28 protein-coding genes are annotated in these 25,645 nt (G+C 67.3%); 15 read left to right on the forward strand and 13 right to left on the reverse strand.

Going from position 1 to position 25,645, the window contains the following annotated elements; translation table 11 throughout:
- Positions 1 to 71 precede the first annotated feature (71 nt).
- Positions 72 to 953 carry a transcriptional regulator GcvA gene (locus WS91_RS08360; RefSeq protein ID WP_059670105.1) on the forward strand — a complete coding sequence of 294 codons (882 nt, stop codon included), beginning with the start codon at positions 72 to 74 and terminating at the stop codon, positions 951 to 953.
- Between the two features lie 265 nt (positions 954 to 1,218).
- On the opposite strand, the gene WS91_RS08365 is transcribed toward WS91_RS08360, so the two are convergent.
- From WS91_RS08365 to flgB, 13 genes are all read right to left on the reverse strand, one after another.
- Positions 1,219 to 2,526 (reverse strand): solute carrier family 23 protein, encoded by a 1,308-nt coding sequence (locus WS91_RS08365; protein ID WP_038748393.1) that lies wholly within the window; start codon positions 2,524 to 2,526, stop codon positions 1,219 to 1,221.
- A gap of 710 nt (positions 2,527 to 3,236) precedes the next feature.
- Positions 3,237 to 4,469: a flagellar hook-associated protein FlgL gene (gene flgL, locus WS91_RS08370; protein WP_059578219.1), complete on the reverse strand. Its 1,233-nt coding sequence runs from the start codon at positions 4,467 to 4,469 to the stop codon at positions 3,237 to 3,239.
- Between the two features lie 15 nt (positions 4,470 to 4,484).
- Positions 4,485 to 6,488: a flagellar hook-associated protein FlgK gene (gene flgK / locus WS91_RS08375; protein WP_059578216.1), complete on the reverse strand. Its 2,004-nt coding sequence runs from the start codon at positions 6,486 to 6,488 to the stop codon at positions 4,485 to 4,487.
- Positions 6,489 to 6,685: 197 nt separating this feature from the next.
- Positions 6,686 to 7,444 (reverse strand): flagellar brake protein, encoded by a 759-nt coding sequence (locus tag WS91_RS08380; protein ID WP_038748403.1) that lies wholly within the window; start codon positions 7,442 to 7,444, stop codon positions 6,686 to 6,688.
- Between the two features lie 215 nt (positions 7,445 to 7,659).
- Positions 7,660 to 8,595, reverse strand: coding sequence for a flagellar assembly peptidoglycan hydrolase FlgJ (flgJ, locus tag WS91_RS08385; protein ID WP_038748405.1), 936 nt, complete (start codon positions 8,593 to 8,595; stop codon positions 7,660 to 7,662).
- Positions 8,596 to 9,789, reverse strand: a complete 1,194-nt coding sequence (locus tag WS91_RS08390; RefSeq protein ID WP_052145091.1) for a flagellar basal body P-ring protein FlgI — start codon at positions 9,787 to 9,789, stop codon at positions 8,596 to 8,598.
- Between the two features lie 5 nt (positions 9,790 to 9,794).
- Complete coding sequence (flgH, locus tag WS91_RS08395; protein WP_038748409.1) at positions 9,795 to 10,517, reverse strand: flagellar basal body L-ring protein FlgH; 723 nt, start codon at positions 10,515 to 10,517, stop codon at positions 9,795 to 9,797.
- A 20-nt stretch (positions 10,518 to 10,537) separates the two neighbouring features.
- Complete coding sequence (gene flgG / locus WS91_RS08400; RefSeq protein WP_038748411.1) at positions 10,538 to 11,326, reverse strand: flagellar basal-body rod protein FlgG; 789 nt, start codon at positions 11,324 to 11,326, stop codon at positions 10,538 to 10,540.
- Positions 11,327 to 11,358: 32 nt separating this feature from the next.
- Positions 11,359 to 12,120 (reverse strand): flagellar basal-body rod protein FlgF, encoded by a 762-nt coding sequence (flgF, locus tag WS91_RS08405; RefSeq protein WP_038748414.1) that lies wholly within the window; start codon positions 12,118 to 12,120, stop codon positions 11,359 to 11,361.
- Positions 12,121 to 12,145: 25 nt separating this feature from the next.
- Positions 12,146 to 13,387: a flagellar hook protein FlgE gene (gene flgE / locus WS91_RS08410; RefSeq protein ID WP_038748416.1), complete on the reverse strand. Its 1,242-nt coding sequence runs from the start codon at positions 13,385 to 13,387 to the stop codon at positions 12,146 to 12,148.
- A 27-nt stretch (positions 13,388 to 13,414) separates the two neighbouring features.
- Positions 13,415 to 14,290, reverse strand: coding sequence for a flagellar hook assembly protein FlgD (flgD, locus tag WS91_RS08415; RefSeq protein WP_059578202.1), 876 nt, complete (start codon positions 14,288 to 14,290; stop codon positions 13,415 to 13,417).
- Positions 14,291 to 14,342: 52 nt separating this feature from the next.
- The gene (gene flgC / locus WS91_RS08420; protein WP_038748420.1) at positions 14,343 to 14,768 is read right to left on the reverse strand and encodes a flagellar basal body rod protein FlgC; all 426 of its coding nucleotides are present in this window, start codon (positions 14,766 to 14,768) and stop codon (positions 14,343 to 14,345) included.
- Positions 14,769 to 14,852: 84 nt separating this feature from the next.
- The gene (flgB, locus tag WS91_RS08425) at positions 14,853 to 15,344 is read right to left on the reverse strand and encodes a flagellar basal body rod protein FlgB (protein ID WP_038748422.1); all 492 of its coding nucleotides are present in this window, start codon (positions 15,342 to 15,344) and stop codon (positions 14,853 to 14,855) included.
- A 235-nt stretch (positions 15,345 to 15,579) separates the two neighbouring features.
- On the opposite strand from flgB, the gene flgA reads away from it, so the two are divergent.
- The 14 genes from flgA (at position 15,580) to WS91_RS08495 (ending at position 25,615) form a co-directional block, all read left to right on the forward strand.
- Positions 15,580 to 17,178: a flagellar basal body P-ring formation chaperone FlgA gene (flgA, locus tag WS91_RS36735; RefSeq protein WP_059670106.1), complete on the forward strand. Its 1,599-nt coding sequence runs from the start codon at positions 15,580 to 15,582 to the stop codon at positions 17,176 to 17,178.
- A 103-nt stretch (positions 17,179 to 17,281) separates the two neighbouring features.
- A complete protein-coding gene (gene flgM / locus WS91_RS08435) occupies positions 17,282 to 17,626 on the forward strand; it encodes a flagellar biosynthesis anti-sigma factor FlgM (protein WP_038748426.1) in 345 nt (114 codons plus the stop codon).
- A 25-nt stretch (positions 17,627 to 17,651) separates the two neighbouring features.
- The gene (locus WS91_RS08440; RefSeq protein ID WP_161788665.1) at positions 17,652 to 18,146 is read left to right on the forward strand and encodes a flagella synthesis protein FlgN; all 495 of its coding nucleotides are present in this window, start codon (positions 17,652 to 17,654) and stop codon (positions 18,144 to 18,146) included.
- A gap of 1,056 nt (positions 18,147 to 19,202) precedes the next feature.
- Complete coding sequence (locus WS91_RS08445) at positions 19,203 to 19,493, forward strand: RebB family R body protein (protein ID WP_006024230.1); 291 nt, start codon at positions 19,203 to 19,205, stop codon at positions 19,491 to 19,493.
- A gap of 32 nt (positions 19,494 to 19,525) precedes the next feature.
- On the forward strand, positions 19,526 to 19,795 hold the full coding sequence (locus tag WS91_RS08450; protein WP_006024229.1) for a RebB family R body protein: 270 nt from the start codon (positions 19,526 to 19,528) through the stop codon (positions 19,793 to 19,795).
- 38 nt (positions 19,796 to 19,833) lie between these two features.
- A complete protein-coding gene (locus WS91_RS08455) occupies positions 19,834 to 20,100 on the forward strand; it encodes a RebB family R body protein (RefSeq protein ID WP_038748430.1) in 267 nt (88 codons plus the stop codon).
- 54 nt (positions 20,101 to 20,154) lie between these two features.
- Positions 20,155 to 20,427, forward strand: a complete 273-nt coding sequence (locus WS91_RS08460) for a RebB family R body protein (RefSeq protein WP_006024227.1) — start codon at positions 20,155 to 20,157, stop codon at positions 20,425 to 20,427.
- Between the two features lie 88 nt (positions 20,428 to 20,515).
- Positions 20,516 to 20,707 carry a RebB family R body protein gene (locus tag WS91_RS08465; protein WP_038748432.1) on the forward strand — a complete coding sequence of 64 codons (192 nt, stop codon included), beginning with the start codon at positions 20,516 to 20,518 and terminating at the stop codon, positions 20,705 to 20,707.
- A gap of 5 nt (positions 20,708 to 20,712) precedes the next feature.
- A complete protein-coding gene (locus WS91_RS08470) occupies positions 20,713 to 21,246 on the forward strand; it encodes a RebB family R body protein (protein WP_059670107.1) in 534 nt (177 codons plus the stop codon).
- A 49-nt stretch (positions 21,247 to 21,295) separates the two neighbouring features.
- On the forward strand, positions 21,296 to 21,643 hold the full coding sequence (locus tag WS91_RS08475) for a hypothetical protein (RefSeq protein WP_038748436.1): 348 nt from the start codon (positions 21,296 to 21,298) through the stop codon (positions 21,641 to 21,643).
- Between the two features lie 42 nt (positions 21,644 to 21,685).
- Positions 21,686 to 22,786 carry a hypothetical protein gene (locus tag WS91_RS08480; RefSeq protein ID WP_059670108.1) on the forward strand — a complete coding sequence of 367 codons (1,101 nt, stop codon included), beginning with the start codon at positions 21,686 to 21,688 and terminating at the stop codon, positions 22,784 to 22,786.
- 56 nt (positions 22,787 to 22,842) lie between these two features.
- Positions 22,843 to 23,124: a hypothetical protein gene (locus tag WS91_RS08485; RefSeq protein ID WP_226383081.1), complete on the forward strand. Its 282-nt coding sequence runs from the start codon at positions 22,843 to 22,845 to the stop codon at positions 23,122 to 23,124.
- On the forward strand, positions 23,121 to 23,477 hold the full coding sequence (locus tag WS91_RS08490; RefSeq protein WP_038748441.1) for a hypothetical protein: 357 nt from the start codon (positions 23,121 to 23,123) through the stop codon (positions 23,475 to 23,477). The genes WS91_RS08485 and WS91_RS08490 overlap by 4 nt, the downstream gene beginning before the upstream one ends.
- Before the next feature lie 182 nt (positions 23,478 to 23,659).
- Positions 23,660 to 25,615: a hypothetical protein gene (locus WS91_RS08495; protein WP_231752002.1), complete on the forward strand. Its 1,956-nt coding sequence runs from the start codon at positions 23,660 to 23,662 to the stop codon at positions 25,613 to 25,615.
- Positions 25,616 to 25,645 lie beyond the last annotated feature (30 nt).

Genomic DNA, 25,645 nt, shown 5'->3' on the forward strand with positions numbered 1-25,645 from the left:
GAGGTTACGCCCGATCGCCGCGGAGTCCAAACGATTTTATCGGCGCGCCTTTGTGATCTAGAATCACAAGCATGGCACGCGATCTCCCACCGTTTCCGGCACTGAAGGCCTTCGAAGCCGCCGCAAGACATGAAAGCTTCAGCGCCGCGGGCGAAGAGCTGCATGTGACCCACGGTGCCATCAGCCGGCAGATTGCCGCGTTCGAGGCGTGGCTCGGCAAGCCGGTGTTCCATCGGCACGGCAAGCGGGTGAAGCTCACCGACGAAGGCCGCCGCTATCTCGCGACCGTCGAGGCGGCGTTCGACAGCATCGCACGCGCAACCGAGCAGTTGCGCGAGACGGGCGCGGCACGCGTGCTGCGCATCAACGCGCTGCCGACGTTCGCGATGAAGTGGCTGCTGCCGCGCCTGTCGCGGTTCCAGCGCGAGGTGCCGAACGTCGAGCTGAAGCTGTCGACCTCGAACGCGCCGCTCGGCTCGCTCGACGCCTTCGACGTCGCGATCCGGCGCGGCCCCGGCCGCTGGCCGAACTGCGCGAGCGGCCGCTTTCTCGACGAAAGCGTGATTCCCGTGTGCAGCCCCGCGCTCCTGAAGCGCGCGCCGATCGCGAGCGCGGACGATCTCGCGCGTCACGTGCTGCTGCATTCGGACACGCGCCCGGACGCGTGGCGCGAGTGGTTCACGGCGGCGGGCACGCCGATGAAGGGCCGCAAGAAGCAATCGTTCGATCACTTCTATCTGGCGCTGCAGGCGGCCGTGGACGGCCTCGGCGTCGCGCTCGGGCCGCTGCCCCTCATCGCCGACGAACTCGCGAGCGGCCGGCTCGTGACGCCGCTGCCGGGCCCGCGCATCGCGACGCGCAGCTACTGGTGGATCGCGCCGCGCGAAACGGCGGGCGAGGCGCTCGTCGGGCGGTTCTGCGCGTGGCTCGAAGCGCAGGCGCATGGGGGCTGATGAGCCGCCGGGCGTCGAGCGGGGAAGCGCGGCGTGGCCGAGGGGCGCGCGGCACGCCAATCGGGTGACGGACCAGTCGCGCGACGAAAGTCATGCGATCGCAGCCCCGCCGCATTTCGACCGCCGCATTTCGACCGCCGCATTTCGACCGCCGCATTTCGACCGCCGCATTTCGACCGCCGCATTTCGTGCGCCGCACTTCGACCACCCCGCACCAGGCAATGCAATTCGAGCCGCACGCCAATCGAGGCCACCCCGCCGCCGCTCACACCATCGGCCCCGGCTCCTTCTCCTTGCGCAGCAGCGCGTATAGGATGATCGCGCCGAACGTCGCGGTGCCGATCCCGCCGAGCGCGAAGCCGCCGAACTTCAGCGAGAAGTCGCCCGCGCCGAGCACGAGCGTGACGGCGGCGACGATCAGATTCCGGTTGTCGGAAAAGTCGACGCGGTTCACGACCCAGATCCGTGCGCCCGTCACCGCGATGAGCCCGAACACGACGATCGACACCCCGCCCAGCACCGGCCCCGGAATCGTCTGAATCACCGCGCCGAACTTCGGCGAGAAGCCGAGCGCGATCGCGATCAGCGCGGCCGCGACGAACACGAGCGTCGAGTAGATCCGCGTCACCGCCATCACGCCGATGTTCTCCGCATACGTCGTCACGCCCGTGCCGCCCATGCTGCCGGAGACGATCGTCGCGAGCCCGTCGCCGACGAACGCGCGGCCGACGTAGCGGTCGAGGTTGCGGCCCGTCATCGCGCTCACCGCCTTGATGTGGCCGAGATTCTCGGCGACGAGGATCACCGCGACGGGCGCGATCAGCAGGATCGCGTGCGGATCGAACACGGGGCGGTGAAACGTCGGCATGCCGAACCAAGCGGCGTTCGCGACGCTCGCGAAATCGATCGGCTTGCCGAGCCCCATGCCGTTGGTGAGCGCCGCATAGATCGCGTACGCGATCAGCACGCCGACGAGAATCAGGAGCCGCTGCAGCATCCCGCGCGCGAACACCGCGACGCCGCCGACGCAAAGCACGGTCACGAGCGCAAGCGTGGAATCGAACGTCGACGCGGACACGCCCTTCACCGCGATCGGCGCGAGATTGAGGCCGATCACCGCGACGATCGAGCCCGTGACGACGGGCGGCATCAGCGCCTCAATCCAGCGCGTGCCGACCGCCGACACGACGACGCCGATCAGCGCATAGGCGACGCCGCACGCGACGATCCCGCCGAGCGCGACGGGGATGTTCGGATTCGCGCCGCTGCCGCCGTAGCCCGTCACCGCGATCACGAGGCCGATGAACGCGAAGCTCGAGCCGAGATAGCTCGGCACGCGGCCGCCGACGAGCGCGAAGAACAGCAACGTGCCGATTCCGGACATCAGGATGCAGAGATTCGGATCGAAGCCCATCAGAAGCGGGGCGAGCACCGTCGAGCCGAACATCGCGACGACGTGCTGCACGCCCATCGCGAACGTCTGCGGCCACGGCAGGCGCTCGTCGGGCGCGACAACGCGGGCCGCGTCGTCGCGCGACGGCGCGCGCCAACGCGGGAAATAGGAATCGGCCATCGCGGAATTCTCCTTGTTGTCTGGATTGAGGCGCGCGCGACGGCGCGTCGAGGCAAAATCACGCGCGAGTGTACGAAGCGGGAATCGCGCTGACAAGCGGCGCGCAAAAACGGCCGCGGCGCGGGATGCGCGCGGACAGGAAACGCAAGGAAGGGGAAAGGAAGCGCATCCGCGCGGAGGTGATGAAAACGGGCCGCGACCGCGGACGGCGAGGGTGACGAAGGAACGCGGCTTGGAAGCCCCGCGCGCGATCTCGCCGGGCGCGCGCCGCCGATTCGGAAAGGCGGCCAGGCCGACAAAGCGCGCCTGGCCGCGGCCGATGGGACTGAGGAGACCGATAAGGCCGATGCAGTCGATACGGCCGGTGCCCCACGCGCGCGACGCAATCGCAACCGCTGCCGCTGCCGCTGCGCACGGCAAGTCACAGCGCACGAAAGCGGTCCCGCTGCGTCCCGTCGGCGCGGTCGCGCCTGCGAAGGCGGCGGCGCCGGCGAAGCCACCGATGCCACCGATGCCACCGAAGCCACCGATGCCGACGGTAAAACGCCCGCCCCGAAAAGCAAAACGGGCGGCAAGAGCCGCCCGCTTGATCACCGCCATGCGTCGTGCACGCGCGGCGCGGCCGCAAACCGCGCCGTCGACGAACCGATCACCCGTCGCCCCGCCCCCGCCTCGCCGGCCGCCCCGCCGCCGAGCGCGAGCCGCGACGCTTACGGATTCAGATACTGGAACAGCGACAGGTTCTGCATCTGCACGAACGCCTTCTGCGCGGCGCTCAGCGAATTCTGCAGTTGCAGGAACTGGCTGATCGCGGCGGGCAGATTCGTGTCGGTCAGGTTCGACAGGCTGTTCGCCGCCTGCAGCGAATTCGTCGACGTCACCGACTGTATCGCCTTCACCTCCTGCATGCGGCCGCCGACCGAGGCCTGCACGGTCAGCACGTTCGTCAGCGTGTTCATCAGCTTCGTCGATGCGGTGGCCATCGCGTTCGAGAGCGCGGTCGACGCGGTCGGGCTGTTGCCGACGGGCGCCTTCAAAGCGGCGATCGCCGTGTCGAGCGTCGCGAATACGTCGGCGCCCGATTGCGGGGCGGGCGTCACCGTGAACTGGTCGCCCGCCGCCGGCGTGCCCGACACCGCGACCGTCTGCCCGCCGAGGTTGATCCCCTGGCCCGACGAGTATGGCTGCGCGGCGCTCGTCGTCGGCGGCTGGACCGTGTTGTCGGTCACCGTATAGGTAGGCGCCGCCGCCGTGCCGCCGAAGGTGATCGTGAACTGGTGCGCGTTGGTCGGATCGGACGGATTCGTGATGCTGACCGCGCCGACCGTGCCCGTGCCCGTGTTGCTCGCGGCCGCGGCCGGCACCGGAAGGCTGCCGAGGAACGGCACCGACAGGAACACGCTCGCGCCGTTGTCGCCCTGCGAGACCGTGTTCGTGTCGGCGATCTGCACGACGCGCGAGCCGTAGTCGCCGCTGTAGTTGACGCCCCCGCCCGCCTTGTTCGCGAACGGCGCGGTCGTCGGCTGGAAGCCCGCGAACACGTAGTTGCCCGCGCCGTCCGTCGTGTTCGCGAGCGTGAGCAGGTGATCGCGCGAACCCTGGAGCTGAGCGGCGAGCGCCGCGCGATCGCTGTCCGACAATCCGCCGTCGCCCGCGTGCATGATCGTCTGATACGCGGCGTTGAGCGCGTCGCTCACGCTCGTGAGCGTCGAGGATTCGGTCTGCAGCGACGTCAGCACCGTCGACTGGTTCGACGTGTACTGCGCGAGCGTCGCCGACGTGGCCGTCAGCTGCACCGCCTGCGCGGCCGCGAGCGGGTTGTCGGCGGGTGTCGTCAGGCTGACGCCGCTCGCCACCTGCTGGTAGAGCTGAGCGATCTGCGCCTGTTGGTCGTTCATCATGCTGACGTTCAGGCTGTAGAGCTGAGAGCTGGAAATGCGCATCGCCGTCTACCTCGTTCAGTTGAACAGACCGAGCACGGTCTGGAACAGCGAGTCCGCCGTCTGGATCACCTTCGCGTTCGCCTGATACAACTGCTGGTACTGCATCAGGTTCGCCGCTTCCTCGTTCTGGTTCACGCCCGACACCGCCTGCTGCTGCGCCGTGATCTGGCCGACGAGCGCCGTCTGCGCGGTGCTCGACGCCTTCAGCTGGCTCGCCGCGTTGCCGATCGCGTTCACGTAGCCCGCGTACGCGCCCGTCAGCGTGGTCGTGCCGTTGTTCATCGTCTTCGAGCTCACGAGCTGCGACAGCGCGAGCGCGTTGCGGCCGTCGTTCGTGCCCTTGTTCGCGCCGATCGTGAACTGATCGCCGTCCGCGGGTGCGCCCGACAGCGACACGCTCACGCCGTTCATCACGCCGGACGGCGCGGGCTGCGTCGTGCTCGAGATCGTCAGCGACGCGCCGACCGACGCATCGTAAGGCACGGGCGTCGTCGCGCTCGTGATGTTGACCGACGTCGGCGGCGTGCCCGCGATCGTCACCGTCGTGCCGACCGGGAAGCCGGAGAGCGTCTTCGACGACGCGTTGTAGGTGAGCGTCGTCGTGCCGGACGGCAGTTGATAGCCCGCGCTCACCGAGCCCTGCGTGATCGCGCCCGTGCCGCTGTTCGTCGACGTGGCCGCCGCGAGCACCGGCGACGCGGCCGCGATCGCCGAGCCGCTCGAAGTGGCGAGCGCGAAGCCGTCGAGCGCGCCGCGCGTCGGCAGCACGGTGAACGCGTCGCCGGCGGCGGGCGTGGCCGAAAGCGACAGATTCAAGCCGCCGATCGTCATCGTCGGCGGGTTGGTGGTCGGCGTCGCGGTGCCGACGACGCTGCCCGTCGCGCGATCGGTCAGCGTGTACTTCGAGCCGTCGTACGACAGCGAATAGTCGCTCGACGTCGGCTGCGAGCCGTTCGCGAACGACACGGACAGCGTCGCGCCGCCGGTATTGCCCTGATTCGCGTAGACGGTCGGGCCGCCGGCCGTGAACAGGTTGCCGCCCGGATTGCCCGACAGGTCGATGCCGAGCGCGTTCTGCGCATTGACCTGCGACGCGAAGCTGACCGCGAGCGCGCCGAGCTGCGCCTGCGCCGGATCGAGCGTCTGGCTGCGGAACGCGAGCAGGCCGCCCAGCGTGCCGCCCGTCAGCGACACGTCGGGCAGGTACTGCGGGCTGCCCTGCGGATTCGCGCCCGCGACGCCCTGCGACACGATCGTGAGCTCGCTCGGATCGGACTTCGACGCGACCGCGGCCAACTGATAGCTCGCATTCCCGACGACGAGCGGCTGGCCGCCCGAAAGGAACACGCTGTAGCTGCCGCTGCTCTGCACGACCTGCACGCCGGCGAGCTGCGACAGGTTCGACACCGCGAGATCGCGCTGGTCGAGCAGTTGGTTCGGCGGCTGCCCCTGCGCGCTCGCCGACGCGATCTGCTCGTTGAGCTGCGCGATCTGCGCGGTGTAGCTGTTGATCTGCGTGACGGTGTCGGTGAGCTGAGAATTCACGCTCTGCCGCAGTTGCGAATACTGCTGGCCCGCGGCGACGAGCTGGCTCGCGAGCGTCTGCGCGTTGCTGATCGCGGTCTGCCGCGCGGACGGATCGGCCGCGTTGTTCGCGACCGTCTGCAGGCCGGTGAAGTAGTTCGTGATCGCGGTCGAGATGCCGGCCGTCGGGCTGCCGACGTAGTTGTTCAGTTGCGCGACGAGCGAATAGTAGGTCGACAGCGAGCTGCCTTGCGTCTGCGCCGCGTTGAGCTGGTTCGACAGATACTGGCTGTACTGCCGCTGGACCGTCACGGTCGTCACGCCTTGCGGCAAATAGCCGCTGCTCGTGTACTGGCCGCTCGCCTCCGAATACACGGGGCGCTCGACCGAATAACCGGGCGTCGCCGAATTGCTGATGTTCTGACCGGTCGTGGTGATCCCCCAGAGCGCGGCGTTCAGGCCGCTGATCCCGAGGTTCATGAGGGTATTGGACATGCGCGATCCTATGAGCCGGCCGCGCCGCGGCTGCCGGGTTGCGTAGACTCCCGGTATAACGGCCGCGCGTGAGAAAAATTGAGGGAATGCGCGCGCAAAAATGCATGCGGCGCGCCGCGGCCGGCGCGCGGGCGCCGTCGCGATGGCTGCGGGCGTCGCGTGCGGCCTGGCCCGCACGGGCGCGATGGCCGCGCGGCTCAGGCCCGCGCGAGCTGCCGGCGCTTCATCTCGAGCTGCGTGATGAGGCGCTGCAGCGTGTTCTCCGCGCTGCCCGGCAGCGACAGGAAGCGAAAGCCCAGTTGGTAGCGGCGCGTGCCGTTCGGCGCGTCGGTCGAGCGGTGCGACACGAGCTGCAGATCGAGCGACAGCATCCCATGGCCGTTCAGGTTCAATTCGACGTCGGGCAGCGTCGTGCCGAGCTCGAGCGTCGACACGCGCTCGTCGACCGTGCGCAACCCGAGGCCGCCGAGCGACAGGTTGTGCACTTCGAACAGGAAAGTCTCGCCGTCCGGCAGCTTGCCGCGGCACACGTAAGGATCGAGGATCGGCGCGTCGACGCGGAAATATTCGCGGCGCTGCACGCAGTACAGCACGTCGGGGAAATCGGCTTCGAACGCGGGAAGGTTCTCGTAGCGGGTCTCGCGCGGGGTCGCGGTCGAGAATTCGACGCGCACGCCCTCCGGCGCCGCATGAAACACGCAGTCCGGCGCGGCGAGGATGCCCGCGTTCTGGTCGGCGAGCGCGCCCCAGTCGAACACGAAGGTTCGCGCGCCGACGTCGACGTCGAGAATGCGCGTGACAAGCTGACCGCCCTGGTACTGGACGGTCAGGAAATCTCCTCGATTGACGAGATTGCGCAGCTGCACGCCGATCTCGAGCGGATTGCGGCGGCCGTAATCATGGCCGGAATGCGCGGCGGCGCTCGCGGCCTGACTCGTCGACTGTTCGGTATTCATGGCTTGCCGGTATTTTATCTCGATGCGCCTGGCGGACTTCGGGGGCGCGTTATGACCAGGCGCGATCCGCCCGATCGTTGGTCTCTCACGTTTAGCGGCAACAGCAGCGCAAAGTTTAGATCGAAACCCGAGTTTATTTTTTCAGCAAACGTTAAAACCGCGCGAGGCCAGGCCTGGCGCGGTCCGAAATGTACCGAACGGTTGCTCGGCTTGCGTCAGCCGATCTGCTGCATGATCGAAATCAGCTTTTTCGCGTAGTGCGGATCGGTCGCATAGCCGGCCTTCTGCATCCCGTGCGCGAAGCCTTCCGCGCTCTGCCCCGAGTTCAGCACGCCCGCGTAGCGCGGGTTGTTCTTCAACAGGCTCGCGTAGTCGGTCATCGCGTGCTCGTACGAGTCGTACGCGCGGAACTGCGCGACGACGCGGTGCGGCTTGCCGTTCGAATACTCGGTCGTGACGGCCGACACCGTGCGCCCCGTCCAGCCCTTCGTCGCCTTGATGCCGAATACGTTGTAGCTCGATTCGCCGTTCGCGCCGCGGATCTCGCGCTTGCCCCAGCCCGATTCGAGCGCCGCCTGGCCGACGATGAAGCGCGCCGGAATGCCGGTGGCCGCGCTCGCCGCCTGCGCGGCGCCCGCCATCTTCTCGACGAACGCGTCCGCCCGCTCGGAGCCGCCGTTGCCCTTGAGCGGCGGCGTGAGCGCGCTCGCCGCCGAATAGCCGCGCTTGCCCGCGAGCGCGCCGTTGCCGGGCGCCTCGTTCGCGTTCGCATACGCCTTCGCGAGTGCGCTCATCGCGGCCATGCCGCCTTCGCTCTGCGTGTCGGGCGCGACATTCGCGTTGCGCATCAGCTGCTTCGTCAGCGCGTCGGCGACGCCGATTCCCTTCGACGACAGCTGCTGCGCGAGCTGCTGGTCGAGCATCGACGTGTACGTCTTCGTCGAGTTCGAATCGAACGGGCTGTCCGACGGCGTCGCGTCGCGCATGCTCTTGAGCATCATCTGCGTGAACATCGCGTCGAACTGGCCCGCGACCATCTTCACGCCTTCGCGCGGCGTCGCCGCCGCGGCCTTCGAGCGCAGCGCGTCGAACCCTTGAACGTCGAGCGCGAAGCGCTGCGACAGATCGTTCGCTTTCGTGAAAGTCGTCACTTAGATGATCTCCAGATCCGCGCGCAGCGCGCCCGCCGCCTTCATCGCCTGAAGGATCGACATCAGATCCGCGGGCGTCGCGCCGAGCGAGTTGAGCGCCTTCACCACTTCGGCGAGGTTCGCGCCCGCCGTCACCATCCGCAGCGAGCCGTTGTCCTGCTTGAGCTGGATCTGCGACTGCTGCGCGACGACCGTCTGGCCATTCGAGAACGGCCCCGGCTGCGACACGACGGGCTGCGTATTGACGATGACCGACAGATTGCCGTGCGCGACCGCGCAGTTCTGCAGCGTCACCATCTGATTCATCACGATCGAGCCCGTGCGCGCGTTCAGGATCACCTTCGCCGCCGCCTTCTCGGGGCTCACTTCGAGGTTCTGCAGCCGCGCCATGAACGCGACCTGCTGCGCCGAATCGGCGGGCGCCGTCAGCTGGATCGTGCGGCCGTCGAGCGCCGTCGCGGTGCCCGCGCCGAAGCTCGAGTTCACCGCCGACACGATCCGCTGCGCGGTGCCGTAATCCATGTCGTTCAATTGCAGCTGCAGCGTGCCGTTCATCTGCGCGAGCGCGTTCGGCACCGAGCGCTCGACGATCGCGCCGCCCGCGACCCGCCCCGCCGCGAGCTGGTTCACCTGCACGCGGCTGCCGTTCGCCGCCGCGCCCGCGCCGCCCACCGCCATGTTGCCCTGCGCGAGCGCGTACACCTGGCCGTCCGCGCCCTTCAGGGGCGTGAGCAGCAGCGTGCCGCCGCGCAGGCTCTTCGCGTTGCCGAGCGACGACACCGTCACGTCGATCGCCTCGCCCGGCCGCGCGAACGGCGGCAGCGTCGCCGTCACCATCACCGCGGCGACGTTCTTCAGCTGCATGTTCGTCATCGCCGACGAGCCGCCGCCGTTCGCCGCGCCGTTGTTGATCGAGATGCCGAGGTTCGCGAGCATGTTCGCGAGCGTCTGCGTGGTGAACGGCGTCTGCATCGTCTGGTCGCCGGTGCCGTCGAGGCCGACGACGAGGCCGTAGCCGATCAGCGGGTTGTCGCGCACGCCCTGGATCTGCGCGAGATCCTTCAGGCGCTCCGCGCGCGCGGCGACGGGCGCGAATGCGAGCGCGAGCGCGCAGGCGGCGAGCGCGCAGCGCGCCGCCGCGCGGCGATTCGATCGGACGAGAGGGCGCACGACGCGCGCGAGCAAGGTACGCATCGTCTTCACCACGGCGCGATGTTGAGGAAGAAGCGTTGCAGCCAGCCCATCGTCTCGGCTTCGTTGATGTAGCCCTTCGCCGAGTATTCGATCTTCGCGTCCGCGACCTGCGTCGAGTAGACCGAGTTCTGGCCCGAGATCGTGTTCGGATTGACGACGCCCGAGAAGCGCACGAATTCGTTGCCCTGGTTGATGAGCATCTGCTTCTCGCCGCTGACGATGAGGTTGCCGTTCGGCAGCACGTTCGTCACCGTCACGGTGATCGTGCCGTTGAACGTGTTCGCCGCGCTCGCGCCGCCCGTCGCGGTGAACTTGTTCGCGCCCTCCGCCGACAGGTTCGCCTTGTTGAAGAGGCCGCCCAAGAAGCCCGCCGTCGGCACGTCGAAGCTCGTGTTGCCCTGCCGGTTCGTGTTCGCGCCCGACGACTTCGTCGCGTTGATGTTCTCCGCGATCACGATCGTCAGGATGTCGCCGACGTTGCGCGGCCGCTGATCCTCGAAGAGCGGCCGGCCCGCGTAGCCCGGGTTGTAGATCGAGCCGGGCGCCTGCATCGCGGGCGGCATCGGCGGCGGCGCCGACATCGGCTGCTGCGTGATCGGCTCGCGCGGCAGCTGCGCGCAGCCCGCGAGCGCGAGCGCGGCGGCGGCGAGCGCGGCGGCGGCCGGACGGCGCGCGGCCGCGACGCGCGCGCGGCGCGCCGATGGCGGAAGGAAACGAACCTGCTTCATGGCTTCTGACCTGGGGCCCGTTAGCGCGACATCTGCGTAACGGTCTGCAGCATCTGGTCGGACGTCGTCACGGCCTTGCTGTTGATTTCGTACGCGCGCTGCGTCTGGATCATGTTGACGAGCTCCTGAACGACGTTCACGTTCGACGATTCGACATAGCCCTGCTTGAGCGTGCCCGCGCCGTTCAGGCCCGGCTGCGACACGTTCGGCTGCCCCGACGACGTCGTCTCCGCGAACAGGTTCTCGCCCTTCGCGTCGAGGCCGGCCGGGTTGATGAACGTCGCGATCTGGAGCGCGCCGATCTGCACCGCGTTGTTCGAGCCCGGCTGCGTGATCGACACGACGCCGTCGCTGCCGATCGTGAGCGACGTCGCGTTCTGCGGAATCGTGATCGCCGGAATCACCTGATAGCCGCTCGACGTGACGAGCTGGCCCTGCGCGTTGGTCTGGAACGAGCCGTCGCGCGTGTACGCATTCGTGCCGTCCGGCATCAGCACCTGGAAGAAGCCCTGGCCGTTGATCGCGATGTCTTTCGAGCCGCCCGTCTGCTGCAGGCTGCCCTGCGTATACAGCCGCTCGGTCGCGACCTGCTGGACGCCCGTGCCGAGCTGCAGGCCCGACGGCAGCTCGGTCTGCTGCGTCGCGTTCGCGCCCGGCTGGCGGATGGTCTGGTACATCAGGTCCTCGAACACCGCGCGCGAGCCCTTGAAGCCGTTGGTGCTCACGTTCGCGAGGTTGTTCGAGATCACGTCCATCTGCGCCTGTTGCGCATTCATGCCGGTCGCGGCGATGTAAAGGGAACGGTTCACGTGTTGACTCCTTGTCTGGCGCTTCGCGGCGCTCAGCTGAAATTGAGCAGCTGGTTCGCCGCCTGCTCGTTCTGGTCGGCGGACTGGATCAGCTTCGTCTGCAATTCGAACGCGCGCGCGTTGTCGATCATCGACACCATCGCCGCCACCGGATTGACGTTGCTGCCTTCGAGCGAATTCGGCACGACCTTCACGGCCGGATCGGCGTCGGCGGGATTACCGTCCGCGGTGCGGAACAGGCCGTCGTTGCCGCGCGTCATCGTCGCGGCGTCGGGGTTCACGAGCTTCAGTTGATCGATCATCGCGACGGCGGTCGGCGGATCGCCCGGCATCAGCGCCGACACCGTGCCGTCCGCGCCGATCGTCAGCTGCGCGTTCGGCGGCACCGCGAGCGGGCCGCCGTTGCCGACGACGGGCAAGTTGCTCGCGGTCACGAGCTGCCCGTTCTCGTCCACGTGCAGGTTGCCCGCGCGCGTGTACGCCTCGCTGCCGTCCGGCAGCATCACGGACAGCCAGCCCGGCCCCTGAACCGCGACGTCGAGCGGATTGCCCGTGCGCTCGATCGGGCCCGACGTGAAGTCCGCGCCGGGCGTCGACGACAGCGTGTAGGTGCGCGTCGTCGCCGGATCGACGTTGCCGCTGCCGTCGTCGAAGTTCATCGGCACCGCGCGAAACGTCGCGAGCTGCGCGCGGAACCCCGTCGTCGACGCGTTCGCGAGGTTGTTCGCGACGACGGACTGCTGCTCGAGCGACTGCGTCGCGCCCGTCATCGCCGTATAGATCAGTCGGTCCATGGCTGGCTGTTGTCCGCGAAGGCGATTACAGGTTGATGAGCGTCTGGTCGACGGTCTGCTGCGTCTTGATCGTCTGCGCGTTCGCCTGGTAGTTGCGCTGCGCGGTGATCAAGTCGACGAGCTGGCTCGTCAGGTCGACGTTCGAGTTTTCGAGCGCGCTGCCTTGCAGCGTCCCGTGGTTCGTGCTGCCGGGCGCCGAGATCTGCGGCACGCCCGACGCGGCCGTCTCGACGTACTGGTTGTTGCCGACGTTCGCGAGGCCGTTCGGGTTGTTGAAGTTCGCGAGCACGATCTGGCCGAGCGTCGACGTCTGGCCGTTCGAGTAGTTGCCCGTGACCTTGCCGTCCGTGCCGATCGAGAAGGTCGTCAGCATGCCGCTCGCGAAGCCGTTCTGCGCGAGGTTGTTGATGCCGCTCTTGCCGCCGTACTGCGTCGTGCCGGTGAGGTCGAGCGTCAGGGTCTGCGGGTTCGCCGCGCCCGTCGTCGTCGGGATCGTGAACGAGAACTGGCCGACGTTCGTCGTCGGCGCGCCGCCCGGCACCGTCGTGCCCGTGATCGTGCCGCCCGTGTTGAAGCTGACCGCGCCGAGATCGGTCGGCGTCTGGCCGGACGGCCCCGCGTACGTCTCCCACTGGCCCGACGTCGCGCTCTTCACGAAATACAGGTTGACGTTCTGCGAGCCGCCGAGCGTGTCGAACACCTGCACCGACGTCGTGTAGTTGTAGCTCGTCGGATCGGAATAGTTGAACGGCGTCGTCGTCGGCACCGGATCTTGCGAGTTCAGGTTGAACTGGCCGGTGATCTTCGTTGTCGCGGTCGGCGCGATGTTGGTCGTCGGCGCCTGCAGCGGCACGGTCGCCGCGGTGTTGATCACGCCGTTCGCGTTCGCCGCGTAGCCCATCAGGTTCAGGCCCTGCGAGTTGACGATGTAGCCGTTCTTGTCGCGCTGGAACGTGCCGTCGCGTGAGTACGTGGTCACGCCGTTGTTCGACATCTGGAAGAAGCCGTTGCCGTTGATCGCGACGTTCAGCGACGACGTGCTGGACGAGATCGTGCCCTGGCTGAACTGCTGCTGCACCGACGCGAGCATCGTGCCGATGCCGATCGGGTTGTTCACGGCCGATGCGACCGAATTCGCGTACATGTCGGAAAACTGCGCGGTGCTGCCCTTGAAGCCCACCGTGTTGGCGTTCGCGATGTTGTTGCCGATCACGTCGAGATCGCTCGACGCGCCCGCCAAACCGCTCAAACCCTGTTGATAGCCCATCTCGGTCTCCGTAGCGAAGAAGCTGGATTAGTTGGTGGAAGACGAGGAGCTGCCGTTCGACGCGCTCTTCGTGTTCGGGAAAATCGACGCGACCTGGCTGAAGCCGACCGTCGAGCCGTTCGACAGCACGAGCCCCGGCGTGCCGTCCGCCTGCTTGACGACGCTCAGCACCTGCGCGGACGACAGCGTCGTGGGCGCGTACTGCTTGCCGGACGTGTCGGTGTAGCTCGCGCTGATCGTGTAGGTGCCGTCGGGCAGCGCGTTGCCGGCCGTGTCGGTCGGCGTCCAGTTGAACGGCACCGTGCCCGCCGACTGCGCGCCCGCGTTGATCGTGTTGACGACGACGCCCGACGCGTTCTTCACGGTGATCGTCAGGTTCGACACGGCGCTCGTGAGCTGCACGCCGAACGGCGAGGCCGCGCCGCTCTTGACGGGCACGGTGTTGCCCGGGGCGAGCACGTTCGAGCCGATCAGCATCGCCGCCTGGGTCTGCTGGCCCGCGGTGAGCTGCGACGACAGCGACGTGAGCGCCGTGTTCAGCTGCGCGATGCCGCTCACGGTGTTGATCTGCGCGAGCTGCGACGTCATCTGCGAGCTGTCGACGGGGCTCGTCGGGTCCTGATTCTTGAGTTGCGTGACGAGCAGCGTGAGGAACGTCGTCTGCAGGTCGGCCGCCGACGTCGTCGACAGCGAGCTCGCGACGTTGATGTTCGCGTTCGTGCCGCCGGTGCCGCCGGCGCCGTTCGTACCGTTCGTGCCGCTGGCGTTGCCGGCGCCGCTCGTGCCGCTCGCCGCGTTCGTGCCCGTCGTGCTCGACGATTGGCTGTTCGAGCTCATCGTGTCGAACGGCAGCGGGTTCACGGTGGTGCCGCTGCTGCCGATGGTCGTAAAGGAGGATGTCATCCCGGTTCGCCTTTCTCTGCTATGCGTGTTTCGGTCGATGGAAAGCCGCGCGTCAGCTGCCGATCGTCAGCGTCTTCAGCATCAGCTGCTTCGCGGTGTTGAGCGTCTCGACGTTCGCCTGGTACGAGCGCGACGCGGAAATCATGTTGACCATCTCCTGCACCGGATCGACGTTCGGCATCGTCACGTAGCCGTTCTGGTCGGCGGCGGGGTTCGACGGGTCGTAGGTCGTCTTCATCGGCGACGGATCGTCGATCACCTTGGTCACCTGCACGCCGCCGACGCCCTGGCCCGACGCGGTGCGCGCGCGCCCCATCGGCGCGGTCGCGAACACCACCTGCTTCGCCTTGTAGGGCTTGCCGTCGGGGCCCGTCGCGCTGTCGGCGTTCGCGAGATTCGACGCCGTCACGTTCAGACGCTGCGACTGGGCCGACATCGCGGAACCCGCGACATCGAAAATGTTCATCAACGAAGGCATGCGTACTCCTTATCGCGTTGCGCGCTCATTCAACCGTTTCCCGTGACGCGCGCGACACGCGGGAAAAAGCGCCGAAGCGGCGCGTCACGAACTCGAATTCGACGTGATCGCGGCGATCATCGTCTTGATCTGCTGGGTCATCACCGTCATCCCGGCCTGGTAATGCACCGCGTTGTCGGCGAACTGCACGCGCTCGGTGTCGAGATCGACGGTGTTGCCGTCGAGCGCCGGCTGCTGCGGAATCCGGTACTGCGCGCGGCCGTAGTCGTCGCTCGGGCCGCCCGTCGGAATCAGCTTCACGTTGCCCGCGAGGTGCGCGCCCGACGTCGTCGCCATCGACATCCCGCCCGTCACGCCCGCCGGCTGCGCGAGCGGCAGTTGCGCCGCGTTGCCGGCGCTCGCCGCGCCGTCCTGCTTGAGCGCGCGGGCGAGCGTCGACGAGAAGTTGACGTCGCGCGCGCGGTAGCCGGGGGTGTCGGCGTTCGCGATGTTCGACGACAACAGTTCCTGCCGATATGCGCGCACGTCGAGCGCCTGGCGGCCGAATGCGAATTCGGCATCGAGTTTGTCCAGCATCTGCAAGCCTCCGTCTGAAGATGCGCCGCTCCTTCGCCGCCCGCGATCGACCGCGACGCTCAGTCGCTCGACCACGGGCGGCCAAAGAGGCTTTTTTCCATGAGACGCATGGTAGGCGGGCGACGCAACGGGCAATCGGGCGAATAACCGGCAAAGGGCCCCTCTATTCGCGGTTTGCCGGCGCTCGCCCATCCCTAGAATGCAACCCGTACCAAACGGTTTCGAGGAGGGCGCGATGACGACTGACGCAGGCCGCGCGACGCGCACGCGCTTCGCGGCGGCGCTCGCGCTGGCGGGCTGGATGTGCGGCGCGCTCGCGCAACAGGCGGGCGACGGCGGGATGATCGTGATTCCCGGGCGCGGCGAATCGGCGGAGACGGCGCTCGCGAACGCGGCGAACGCCGCGGGGGCCGGCACGCCGGGCGCGGCCGGCCGGAACGGAACGGGCCATGCGGCGGGCACAGGCGCGTGGAACGCGCAGGCCGCCGCCCAGGCGGCCGCCGTGTGGGCCGGCCGGACCGGCGCGGGATCGGACGATCCTGCCCGCCCCGCGACGGCAGCCGAACGAAACGACGGCCCGATCGTGATCGAACCGAGCCCGGCCGCATCGAGCGACCGGATCGCGGCACCGCCCGCCGTCGGGTGGAGCAGGCAAGCGAATGCGGCCGCGCCGGCAGGCGCGCGCAATGGGGGCGCGAATTCCGGGCGCGCGAATTCCGGGGGCGCGAACTCCGCATCGCCGACGGCCGGATCGAATCCTTCGGCAGGCACGGTGTCAGCGAGAGCCGGATGGCCCCCTCCGGGCGGCGCGAACGCGCCCATCCCCGCGAATCGGAACAACCCGGCGGCAAGCGTCGCCGCCGGCGCCAATCCCGCATTCCGCGCGGGCGCCGCGCCGCGCGCGCCGGCCGATGCGCAGCAGGTCGCGACGGTCGTCGCACGGGACGCGGGCGCGTCCGCCGGCCAGCCCGCCAACGCGCAGGCAACCGCCCAGCCGTGGCAGGCGCGGCGCGCGCAAGCCGCAGCCGCCACGCGAAGCGGCGTGCTTCCCGTGTCGTTGCGCGCGGAGCCCGCGCCGCGCGCGCTGCCGGCCCGTCCCGCGCCGCTTCGCACGGCGGCGTCCGCCGCGTCGGCCGCCGGCGCGCAAACCCCGGCCGCGCCGGCCGCCGCGGCCCCGGTTGCGATTCCGGCCCCGATTCCGGTTCCGGCCGGCCAGCAGGACGGAGAAACGATCCGCCGCGCGGCGCTCGCGTTCCTGCAACAGCAGGCGGCGGGCCTGCCCGGCAAGACCACCATCACGGTCGCGCCAGCGTTCCCGCGCGGCCTCGCCGCATGCACGACGCTCGAGCCGTTCCTGCCGTCGGGCGCGCGCCTGTGGGGCCGCACGACGGTCGGCGTGCGCTGCGCGGGCGAGCGTCCGTGGACGATCTACCTGCAGGCGAAACTCGCCGTCCAGGCGACCTATTACATCGCGGCGCGCCAGATCGCGCCCGGCGAAACGCTGTCCGCCGCCGATCTCGTCGCGCGCGACGGCGACCTGACGACGCTGCCGCTCGCCGTGATCACCGATCCTCAGCAGGCGGTCGGCGCGACCGCGCTCACGCGCGTCGCGGCCGGGCTGCCGCTGCGCCAGGATCTGCTGAAGAGCGCGGCGTCGGTGTCGATCGGGCAGACGGTGCGGGTCGTCGCGTCGGGGCAGGGATTCACGATTTCGGCCGACGGCAGCGTGCTCAACAACGCGGCGCCCGGCCAGCAGGTGCGGGTGCGGATGGCGGCGGGCCAGATCGTCACGGCGATCGTCAAGGACGCCGCGACGGTCGAGATCCCCCTCTAAGATTGCAAACTTTCGTTGATTCAGGGATTTACCGAAAAACGGGTGCTAAAGTTCGGGCCGGCCTTGCCGTTATCGTGGTCAAACCCGTACAGGAAACACCATCGTGAAAGTCGATTCCACCACTACTTCGAACGCCCGCACGCTGTCGAACGCCAGTGCGGGCACGGCTCGCACGCAAGCCGGCCAGCCGGCCGCGGCTCAGGCGCCTGCCGGCGCCGCGAGCGCGCCGACGGGCGGGGATGCGAACGTGAGCCTGTCCGGCCTGTCGTCGACGCTGCGCGGCCTGGCCGCCTCGGGCAGCGCCGACATCGATACCGCGCAGGTCGAGGCGATCCGGGACGCGATCAAGAACGGCACGCTGTCGATCGACACGGGCAAGATCGCCGACGGAATCCTGCAGACCGCCCGCGATTTGCTGAAGCAGCCGCCGCAAACGGGCAACAGCTGAGCCGGCTTCACGGCCGGACGACGGAATGCGTAACACGGCGCACGGACGGTCCGCGCGCCGCCAAGTCGAGCCAAACGAGATGAGAGACGAACTGCTGGCCACGGTCAACGACGAGCACGCGACGATCGAAGCGTTCGCGTCCCTGCTCGCCTACGAGGAAAAGGCGCTGACGACGGCATCGCCGATCGACGCGCTGCCGGGCATCGTCGACAGGAAAACCGAGCTGATCGAAAAGCTCGCGCAGCTCGAACGCCAGCGCGACACGCTGCTCGCGTCGCGCGGCCTGCCGGCCGGCAAGAAAGGAATGGATCGCGCGGCCGAAACCGACGCGCGCCTCGCGAACGGCTGGCAGTTGCTGCAGCAATCGGCCGAGCGCGCGCGCCACGCGAACGCGATCAACGGAATGCTGATCCGCATTCGGATGGACTACAACGAACGCACGCTCTCCGTGCTGCGCGCCGCGCCGCAGCGCAACGGCTTTTACGGGCCGGACGGCCGCGTCGCGACGGCCGCGCCCTAAATACGCCCCTCGATCGCCGGGCGCGGCTCGCGCGTCGGCACGGGCTCTCGAAGCAAGCCGAGCCGGCGTCGATCGTGCTCATTCGCGACGATCGATATCGCGAATCGGCTTCATTCGCGCCGCCTGCCGGCGCCTTCGTCGTCCCCGCTCATCCCTCGGACGCCACAAGCTGACTCGCGCGCGAGCGCCGGACGATGGCTGTCCCGAGCGCGGCGGAATGCGCGTGAATCGTTGCCCTGCCCGGCGCCCCATGTTCCCGTCGCCCGATTGCCCCGAATCCGGCGACGCGCATCGCCCCGACTTTTCCTCCCCTGACTCATTACGCGTGGACGACTTGGCGGCTCCGGCGTCGCCCGTTTGCACGCGTCGCAAACCGGGATTCGACCGGGCTCCGCTTCCCGCGCCGGAATCGAGCGGGGAACCCGAGGCCGCCTGCCTCTGCCTCTGCCTCTGCCTCTGCCGTTGCCGTTGCCGTTGCCGTTGCCGTTGCCGTTGCGGTTGCGGTTGCGGTTGCGGTTGCGGTTGCGGTTGCCGTTGCGGTTGCCGTTGCGGTTGCCGCCACCGCACCGCGACCACCGCCGCCGCCGCCGCCACCGCTACCGCTGCCACCGCCGCTGCCGCCGCAAACCATCACATCGCATGACGCTGCGTCGAAGCAAGACGTCCCGGCCGCCAGTTCACGCATCGTCCGCGCCGCCGGCCATCGAAGCGGCACCCGAGACCACCCGAGACTTCTTATCCGGCCGGCGGCGCCCTTTCACGTCCGCCCGAATCCAATCGGAACTTCCCCCGCAAATCGGCGCTTTTTCCGCACGCCGCAATTCGCTCCACGACGGAAATCGAGGCCGACACGGCGAATTCGCTGATCCGCGCGGCCCGTTCATTCGGCCGATTACGACCGTTTTTCCGATTCGGCGCCGCGTTTTCCGTAGATCGCACCAATTGCGCCCACGGTTGCTTTCCTAAGATGTTTTCACGGACCTACCAAGCGACGCAGGGTTCGTACCGAAAACACATCCCGCCGAAAGGCAGCTTCATGTTCATCAAGGAGCAACCATGGCATTTCCGACCAGCGTCAACGACCAGATCACCGATTCCGTCACCCAGGCCAATACCAAGGTATTGGGCGATGCGCCGGCGATCGCGATGGGCAACCTCTATCAGGCCACGGCGCAAGCGCTCGCCAATACCGCCCACAACGCCACCAACGCTCAGCAGCAAAGCTACGTCACCACTCAAGCCGCCACCACGATGGGCGTGGCGACGCTGTACTCGCTCGACACCGCCGCCACCGGCGTATCGACCAAGGACATCCTGAGCACCGGCGTTCGCGGCCTCGGCAGCTGATCGCCCAAGCCTAATTCATTGAGGAGCCCGACATGGCTTTTCCGACCAGCGTCAATGACCAGATCACCGATTCCGTCACCCAGGCCAACACCAAAGTGCTGGGCGACGCGCCGGCCATCGCGATGGGCAACCTGTACCAGGCTACAGCGCAAGCCTTGGCCAACGCGGCGCACAACGCGACCTACGCGCAGCAACAGAGCTACGTCACGGCGCAAGCCGCCACCACGATGGGCGTCGCGACGCTGTATTCGCTCGACACGGCCACGACCGGGATCGCCACCACCAAGATCCTCGGCACTTGAGGACTGCCGGCGACCGTTGACACCAAGGAGTTGAGCACATGGCCTTTCCCACCGCCGTCAACAACCAGGTTACCGATTCGGTGACCCAGGCGAACACCCAGGTGCTGGGTGTGTCTGCGTCCATTGCGATGGGCAACCTGTACCAGGCCACGGCGCAGGCCTTGGCCAACGCGGCACACAACGCGACCCTGGCGCAACAGCAGATGTACGTCACGGCGCAGGCTGCGACCACGATGGGCGTCGCGCTGCTGTACTCGTTGGATACCGGCAGTACGGCAATGGCGACCAAGAAGATCCTCGGCTGAGGGTCCTGCGTCGATCACCACGCCTCGTCATCCATATATTAAGGAGTATGAATCATGGCATTTCCCACTTCAGTCAACAGCCAGATCACCGATTCGGTCTCGCAAGTCAACACGAAGGTACTGGGCGACGCGCCATCCGTCGCGATGGGCAACCTGTACGTGGCGACGAGCCAGGCGCTGTCGAACGCCGCCCACAACGCCACGAACAATCAGCAGCAATCGTACGTGACGATGCAGGCGTCCACCACGCAGGCCGTGTCCACGCTGCTGACGGTGGAAACGGGCACCACGGGCGCCGCCACCGCGGAAATCCTCGGCCTGAAATAACCACGCGTGACGCCCGCGGCCGACGCACCGGGGTACGCGGGCGCCGCGCGCGCCAGCCATCGAGTATTCCGCTGAACCGGTCTGCGCGATGCCCGAGCTCGCCGTAGGTCAAACGGCCGCAGTCGCGATGGCAATGACCTATCTCGCGATGGCCGACAGCCTCGGCATCGCGATGAGCAATGCCGTCGCCAATCAGCAGCGAGGCCAGGTCATCGCCGGCGCGGCCACGACTCAGGTTCTCGCCTTGATCATCGCAAAGGGAAGCCAACAGGGAAGCTAACCGTCATGAGCACCGATGACAGCTCCGTCAACAGTCAAATCGTCGACGCCGTCAGCAACGTCGTCACGCTGACGACCGGCCAAGCGCCGTCACAAGCGTTCGGCATGCTCGACGCCGTCTTGCTGGAGACGCTCGGCATGGCAATGCACAACGCGGTGAGCCGCCAGCAAAGCGCAGGCATGATCAATTCGGCCGCGCTGACGGCCGCGTGCGCGAAGATCCTCGCCGTGCCGTTCCCGGTCCCGCCGCCGCCTCCGCCGCCCGCGCCGACGCCGCCGCCCGACGTGCATCCGCTGCCGGGCCCCGACGAATCATTGTCGCCCGTTTCCGTCGTGGAGGCGGCCGTCAAGGAAGGCGAGACCGCGTTCGGTGAAGCCAAGGCCGCCCTCGACGAGCTGAAGGTCTCGGCCGACACGGCCGCGCAGGACGCGGGCGACGCCGAGTATGCGCTGGATCAGTTCGCACAATCGGTCACGGCGGCCCTATCGAAGCCCGGCGGCGACACGCCGATCCACGGCGGATCGAGCGGCAAGAGCTGACGGGGTTCATGCGGATTGCTGAACAATTCAATACACCGAAGGAAATGTCATGGACCCCTCGAAGGTGAACTCTCAAGTCATCGACGTGATCAACCAGAGCCAGCTCGCGACGATGAGCCCGCAGGTGGTGCTGACGAGCGGCGCGGGCAAGGCCTACCAGTCGGTCGCCCAATCGACCGCGCTCGCGGTACAGGACGCGACCGACGCGCTGCGCAACATCACCACGATCGCGACGACGGCCGCCGGCGTGGCGATGGCGCAGTTCCTCGCCACCGGCAAGCCGCAATACGCGGCGGCGCTCACCCAGGCGCAGGACATGATGAAGTCCGCGACCGACGACTACGCGAAGATCGGCACGGTCGCCGCGACCGTGCTCAAGGGCTTCCCGGCGGGCTGAAGCGGACGGTATGCACCCGCAGTCCGACCAAGGAGCATTGCCATGACCGTATCCGTTGCCGGCAAGTTGATACCGCAGCCCGACGCGCTGTCCGATATCGGAAAGCGGGCGCTCGAGTTCGTCGACGGCGGCACCGAGTGGCTCGACTGGGCCGCCACCGCGCCGACGGCGCGTTACGCCTTCGCGGACGAAACCGAGCTGATCGCCACGGTGCAGCAGGGGCTGCACGTGTCGCGGCATACGCTGCTGCCGCAACTCGGGCTGATGGTCAGTCCGGTGAAGCTCATGACGCTGAGCCTGGCCGACCTGAATGTCCTCGCGCGCGCCGAAAGCGGCGACGGCTCCTCCGTCGTGGCCGCGCAAGTCGCGAAGATTCTCTCGGAACACGGTCTCGTCACACGCGACGAACTGGCCGCGGGCGTCAGTTTTCTCGCACAACTCGGCGTCAAATCGGCGCCGCTGTTTCAGGCGCTCGGCTTCGACGAAAGCCTCGCGGTCACGAACCTCATGCACCTGCCGCAGAGCACGAGGCAACAGCCGTTGCAGCAGGAAGCGGCGTCGTTCGCGTTGAAGCAGGCGCGCACCGTGCACGAGTTCTGCGACTTCTATCGGTTTTATCTCGACTATGCGGAACAACTGAACAGCAGCGCCGCCACGCCCGAGCGACGCGATGCCGCGGCCACCGACGCTTCGCAAGCGTTGCTGCGGGTTCTGTTCGGCGCGCTCGACTGCCCGCAAGTACAGGGCCTGGCCGGGCCGTCCGAAGTGGCGCAGACGGTGCGCAACTGGCTCGCTCAAGGCCGGCTGGTGGGTTTTGCGAGGTTGTCGCAGGGCGCGCAGCAGATCGTCCAGCACACCGCCTACAAGGGCGAGACCGGCGAGGCGGCCAAGCGCATCGTCGATCTCTTCATGCATGCGGCGCAGTCGTTTCTGGCGGCCCACCAGCCCGAGCGCGGCACGATGGGCCAGGATGGCGCGACATGTCTGTTCCTCGTCGAGTCGGCGCAGCTGCGCGCCGAATTGCAGTTGAGCGGCAACGGCGTGATTTCACTGAGCGACTTCGGCGCGAGACCTGCCGCGCCGGCGGCGCTTGCGACCATCGAGTCGGACCGAGCGTCCACAGAACAGGAGAACGCATCGTGAGCATTCCCAAGATATCGATTCAAGAGGTATCCGAACGAATGGAAGATCCGCAAACGGTGGCCGACCGGCTGCGCGTGTCGGCACCGTCCGGCGTCGCGCCGTCCATCACGCCACCCATCACGCCGCGCATCACGCCGGCCGACGCGCCGCCGGACTTCTCGAGCGCGAGCGCCGTCGTCGCCGACATGCGCAGGGAAGCGCGCGCGAAGGCTGAGCAGATGGTGATGGAAGCCAGACAGGCGCTGCTGGAATCGCTGCATGCGTTGCACGCGACCGGAAAGGCCGATGCTGTTTCCGGCGTTGCGGCTGCGGCGTCGAAAAAGCGAGGCAAGCGATGAAACCTCAACGCAACGTATCGGCGACGAACCCGCCCGAGTCCATTTCGCAGATCGCCGAAACGCAGGCGCAAGAGGCGGTCGACAACGCGGTCGCGGCCAGCGACGAGGCGATGCGGGCCGCGTTGAGCAGCACGGCGCACGCCGGCGCGGCCGACGGCGGTCACGCCGCGCTCGACGAGGCGGCAAAGCTCGCGGAACAGGCGCTCGCGGCCGCGCTAAGCGGTGCGGCCGCGAGCGAAGCCGCCGTGGCGAACGCGTCGCGGCAAGCCGGCGAGGCCGAGACTCGCGCGGTCGAAGAAGCGCAGCGACTGGCCGAGCAGGCGATGGCGGCTGCGGCGGGGCGGGTGGAGTAGCGCATGGATACCCCCGACTTCGAGAGAGGTGCGCGTTCAGCTTGCAACCTTGTAACGAGCCAGGCCGCAATCAAATCGCGACGGAACGAGGCCGGGGGCTTGCCGGCCGTCGACGAAGAACTCGCCACGCTGCGGCGGCATTCGTCGAGTGCCGCCATCGGCGGTTTAGCTTAGGAGCACGTATGAAAGAAGAGCACGACCAGCGATCGGCACGGCGCGCGATGAGCGCCTGGCTGACCACGCAAATCAACAATGTGGCAAAGCCTGACGGCAATACGGCAACGCCTCACCCCATCGCAACGCCGGCTATCCGTGAATGCGTCTTGTCGGCGCTGCAGAAAATCGACACCGACATTGCCCAACTGAACCGATCGCTACAAGACAAGTACTGCCTAGCCCCGAACCGTGACCTGGTGAAGTTCTATATGAAGGGCGGCAATGCTTTCGAATGCGTACGGAATCCGACTGGGGCGGAAGCTAAGCAATACGGCGGCGGTACATCAGACTGGGATACGCAGATCATTGTCGACCCTTGGGCGCCGGTGCCGCTGCAGGCCATCATCTATGGCCTTCTGGAAGAACTGGTGATGAACACCATGATCGAAGCCGGCGCAGAAATCGCGTCGGTAGCCGGAGAATTCGTCAAAGAAACGGGCAACCGCTGGACAGACGAGCGAGCCACGCTCGATGGAGGGAAATGCTCAGCCTATACGCTTCAATACGACGACCCACAATCGCTGCGGCGGGTGTTCGACCAGCAGCGTCTCGGGCTCTGGACCAACGACCAGCGCCGGATATCTGATCCGAACATGTCGACCCAAGAGCAAAAGCGCATTCCCGGCATCCTGCTCAATGACGCAATCCGACCATTCATCCTGCACCGGCTTGGCTACACCTGGCACGCGAAGCTGGATCAACACGAACCGCCGGTCCGTCAAGAGAACGTGGGGGATATTCGCAAGCCGGTGCTGATGGAGCTGATCGACGTCACGCTGCCGCGGCGCGACACGATCGAGGCGGTGACGGTCTGGGAGGAACTGGCGCAGGGGCTAATCGAAATCGAAAAATACGATGTCGGAGTGAAAATGCCTGACGGCACCAATCCTTCCCACGGGCCCGTGAAGCTGCCGTTGCCGAACATCATGTATCACCTGCGAGAAATCGCCACGATGCTGTGCGAGATCGCAGACGGTAGCTCGCATCATCAGGACAAGCTCGCGAAACGTTTTACGCGCTTCAAACTAATCTGGGACAACGGTGACGCGAGTCAGTGGCAAGACATCATCCACGCACTTAGCGCAATGGCTGGCGCAAGCGACGGCGAGATGGCCAAGGTAATCGATCGCCACACGCCGTTTCCTAAACCCAACAGCACAGTCACCGAAAAGATCAAAGATCACGTCAAGGATGAAAAGCAGAAGGAAGACATCTTGGGGAATAAAGATCCGGCCTACCGCCTGGCCCGCAACTTGATGGACCGGATTGCCGACAGCGCAGCGAGCCAGGAAGGCTGTTTCGATCGAAAAGGCCATGTCAGCTTGACGTTGCCGATTCGCTTCGACAAGGAGCGGGCCCAATTAAGGCGATGGTTCGACGACGCGATAAAGAGGCTTCCCCCCGCCGTCGCCGCGGGCATACTCGAAGCCGCGTTCAGCGACGACCTGGTGTTAATCGGCTTCCTGGAACAGAACGAATACCTGTCACCGAGCAAGATTGGCTTTTCGGGGGTGTTTCAGGCCATGATGATTCGCGTGGCCACCAAGGTGCAAGTGGATGTGCTACTCGCGTTGTTCCAGACATTGCTCGATTCAGGCTCCGCCGGCGCCCAAAACGCTCGGCGGAAAAACTCGGTGCGTTTTCGAGTCTATAGCGTGCCGCGCGCCACCGGTGTCACCCATGAGTCGACGATGGTGGTGTTCAATGGGGGCAAGGCAATCGCTTATCTGTCCGTTACCACTGCAACGCGAGGCGAGGCGCCGTTCCGGCGCGACCCGGTCGATCCCGATCTGGACTACGCATCGCTGCCGGAAATCGCCGCGCAACGCAAAGTCGCTGCGGCTCTGATCGAGGACTACCTGGTTCGCCAGGCAATCTCGCGACAATACGAGGCGCTGAAAACGCTACTCCCCGTGATTTGATCGGTGGTGGCCGCAGAGGCCGCGCGGTGT

This window comes from Burkholderia sp. MSMB1498 (assembly GCF_001526245.1).
GTDB lineage: Bacteria > Pseudomonadota > Gammaproteobacteria > Burkholderiales > Burkholderiaceae > Burkholderia > Burkholderia savannae.

Excerpts from the sequence above, each read along its gene's own strand:
- WS91_RS08360 (WP_059670105.1), top strand. The coding sequence starts at position 72 with ATGGCACGCGATCTCCCACCGTTTCCGGCACTGAAGGCCTTCGAAGCC.
- WS91_RS08365 (WP_038748393.1), bottom strand. The coding sequence starts at position 2,526 with ATGGCCGATTCCTATTTCCCGCGTTGGCGCGCGCCGTCGCGCGACGAC.
- flgL (WP_059578219.1), bottom strand. The coding sequence starts at position 4,469 with ATGCGCATTTCCAGCTCTCAGCTCTACAGCCTGAACGTCAGCATGATG.
- flgK (WP_059578216.1), bottom strand. The coding sequence starts at position 6,488 with ATGTCCAATACCCTCATGAACCTCGGGATCAGCGGCCTGAACGCCGCG.
- WS91_RS08380 (WP_038748403.1), bottom strand. The coding sequence starts at position 7,444 with ATGAATACCGAACAGTCGACGAGTCAGGCCGCGAGCGCCGCCGCGCAT.
- WS91_RS08390 (WP_052145091.1), bottom strand. The coding sequence starts at position 9,789 with ATGCGTACCTTGCTCGCGCGCGTCGTGCGCCCTCTCGTCCGATCGAAT.
- flgH (WP_038748409.1), bottom strand. The coding sequence starts at position 10,517 with ATGAAGCAGGTTCGTTTCCTTCCGCCATCGGCGCGCCGCGCGCGCGTC.
- flgF (WP_038748414.1), bottom strand. The coding sequence starts at position 12,120 with ATGGACCGACTGATCTATACGGCGATGACGGGCGCGACGCAGTCGCTC.
- flgE (WP_038748416.1), bottom strand. The coding sequence starts at position 13,387 with ATGGGCTATCAACAGGGTTTGAGCGGTTTGGCGGGCGCGTCGAGCGAT.
- flgD (WP_059578202.1), bottom strand. The coding sequence starts at position 14,290 with ATGACATCCTCCTTTACGACCATCGGCAGCAGCGGCACCACCGTGAAC.
- flgC (WP_038748420.1), bottom strand. The coding sequence starts at position 14,768 with ATGCCTTCGTTGATGAACATTTTCGATGTCGCGGGTTCCGCGATGTCG.
- flgB (WP_038748422.1), bottom strand. The coding sequence starts at position 15,344 with ATGCTGGACAAACTCGATGCCGAATTCGCATTCGGCCGCCAGGCGCTC.
- flgA (WP_059670106.1), top strand. The coding sequence starts at position 15,580 with ATGACGACTGACGCAGGCCGCGCGACGCGCACGCGCTTCGCGGCGGCG.
- WS91_RS08440 (WP_161788665.1), top strand. The coding sequence starts at position 17,652 with ATGCGTAACACGGCGCACGGACGGTCCGCGCGCCGCCAAGTCGAGCCA.
- WS91_RS08445 (WP_006024230.1), top strand. The coding sequence starts at position 19,203 with ATGGCATTTCCGACCAGCGTCAACGACCAGATCACCGATTCCGTCACC.
- WS91_RS08450 (WP_006024229.1), top strand. The coding sequence starts at position 19,526 with ATGGCTTTTCCGACCAGCGTCAATGACCAGATCACCGATTCCGTCACC.
- WS91_RS08455 (WP_038748430.1), top strand. The coding sequence starts at position 19,834 with ATGGCCTTTCCCACCGCCGTCAACAACCAGGTTACCGATTCGGTGACC.
- WS91_RS08460 (WP_006024227.1), top strand. The coding sequence starts at position 20,155 with ATGGCATTTCCCACTTCAGTCAACAGCCAGATCACCGATTCGGTCTCG.
- WS91_RS08465 (WP_038748432.1), top strand. The coding sequence starts at position 20,516 with ATGCCCGAGCTCGCCGTAGGTCAAACGGCCGCAGTCGCGATGGCAATG.
- WS91_RS08470 (WP_059670107.1), top strand. The coding sequence starts at position 20,713 with ATGAGCACCGATGACAGCTCCGTCAACAGTCAAATCGTCGACGCCGTC.
- WS91_RS08475 (WP_038748436.1), top strand. The coding sequence starts at position 21,296 with ATGGACCCCTCGAAGGTGAACTCTCAAGTCATCGACGTGATCAACCAG.
- WS91_RS08480 (WP_059670108.1), top strand. The coding sequence starts at position 21,686 with ATGACCGTATCCGTTGCCGGCAAGTTGATACCGCAGCCCGACGCGCTG.
- WS91_RS08490 (WP_038748441.1), top strand. The coding sequence starts at position 23,121 with ATGAAACCTCAACGCAACGTATCGGCGACGAACCCGCCCGAGTCCATT.
- WS91_RS08495 (WP_231752002.1), top strand. The coding sequence starts at position 23,660 with ATGAAAGAAGAGCACGACCAGCGATCGGCACGGCGCGCGATGAGCGCC.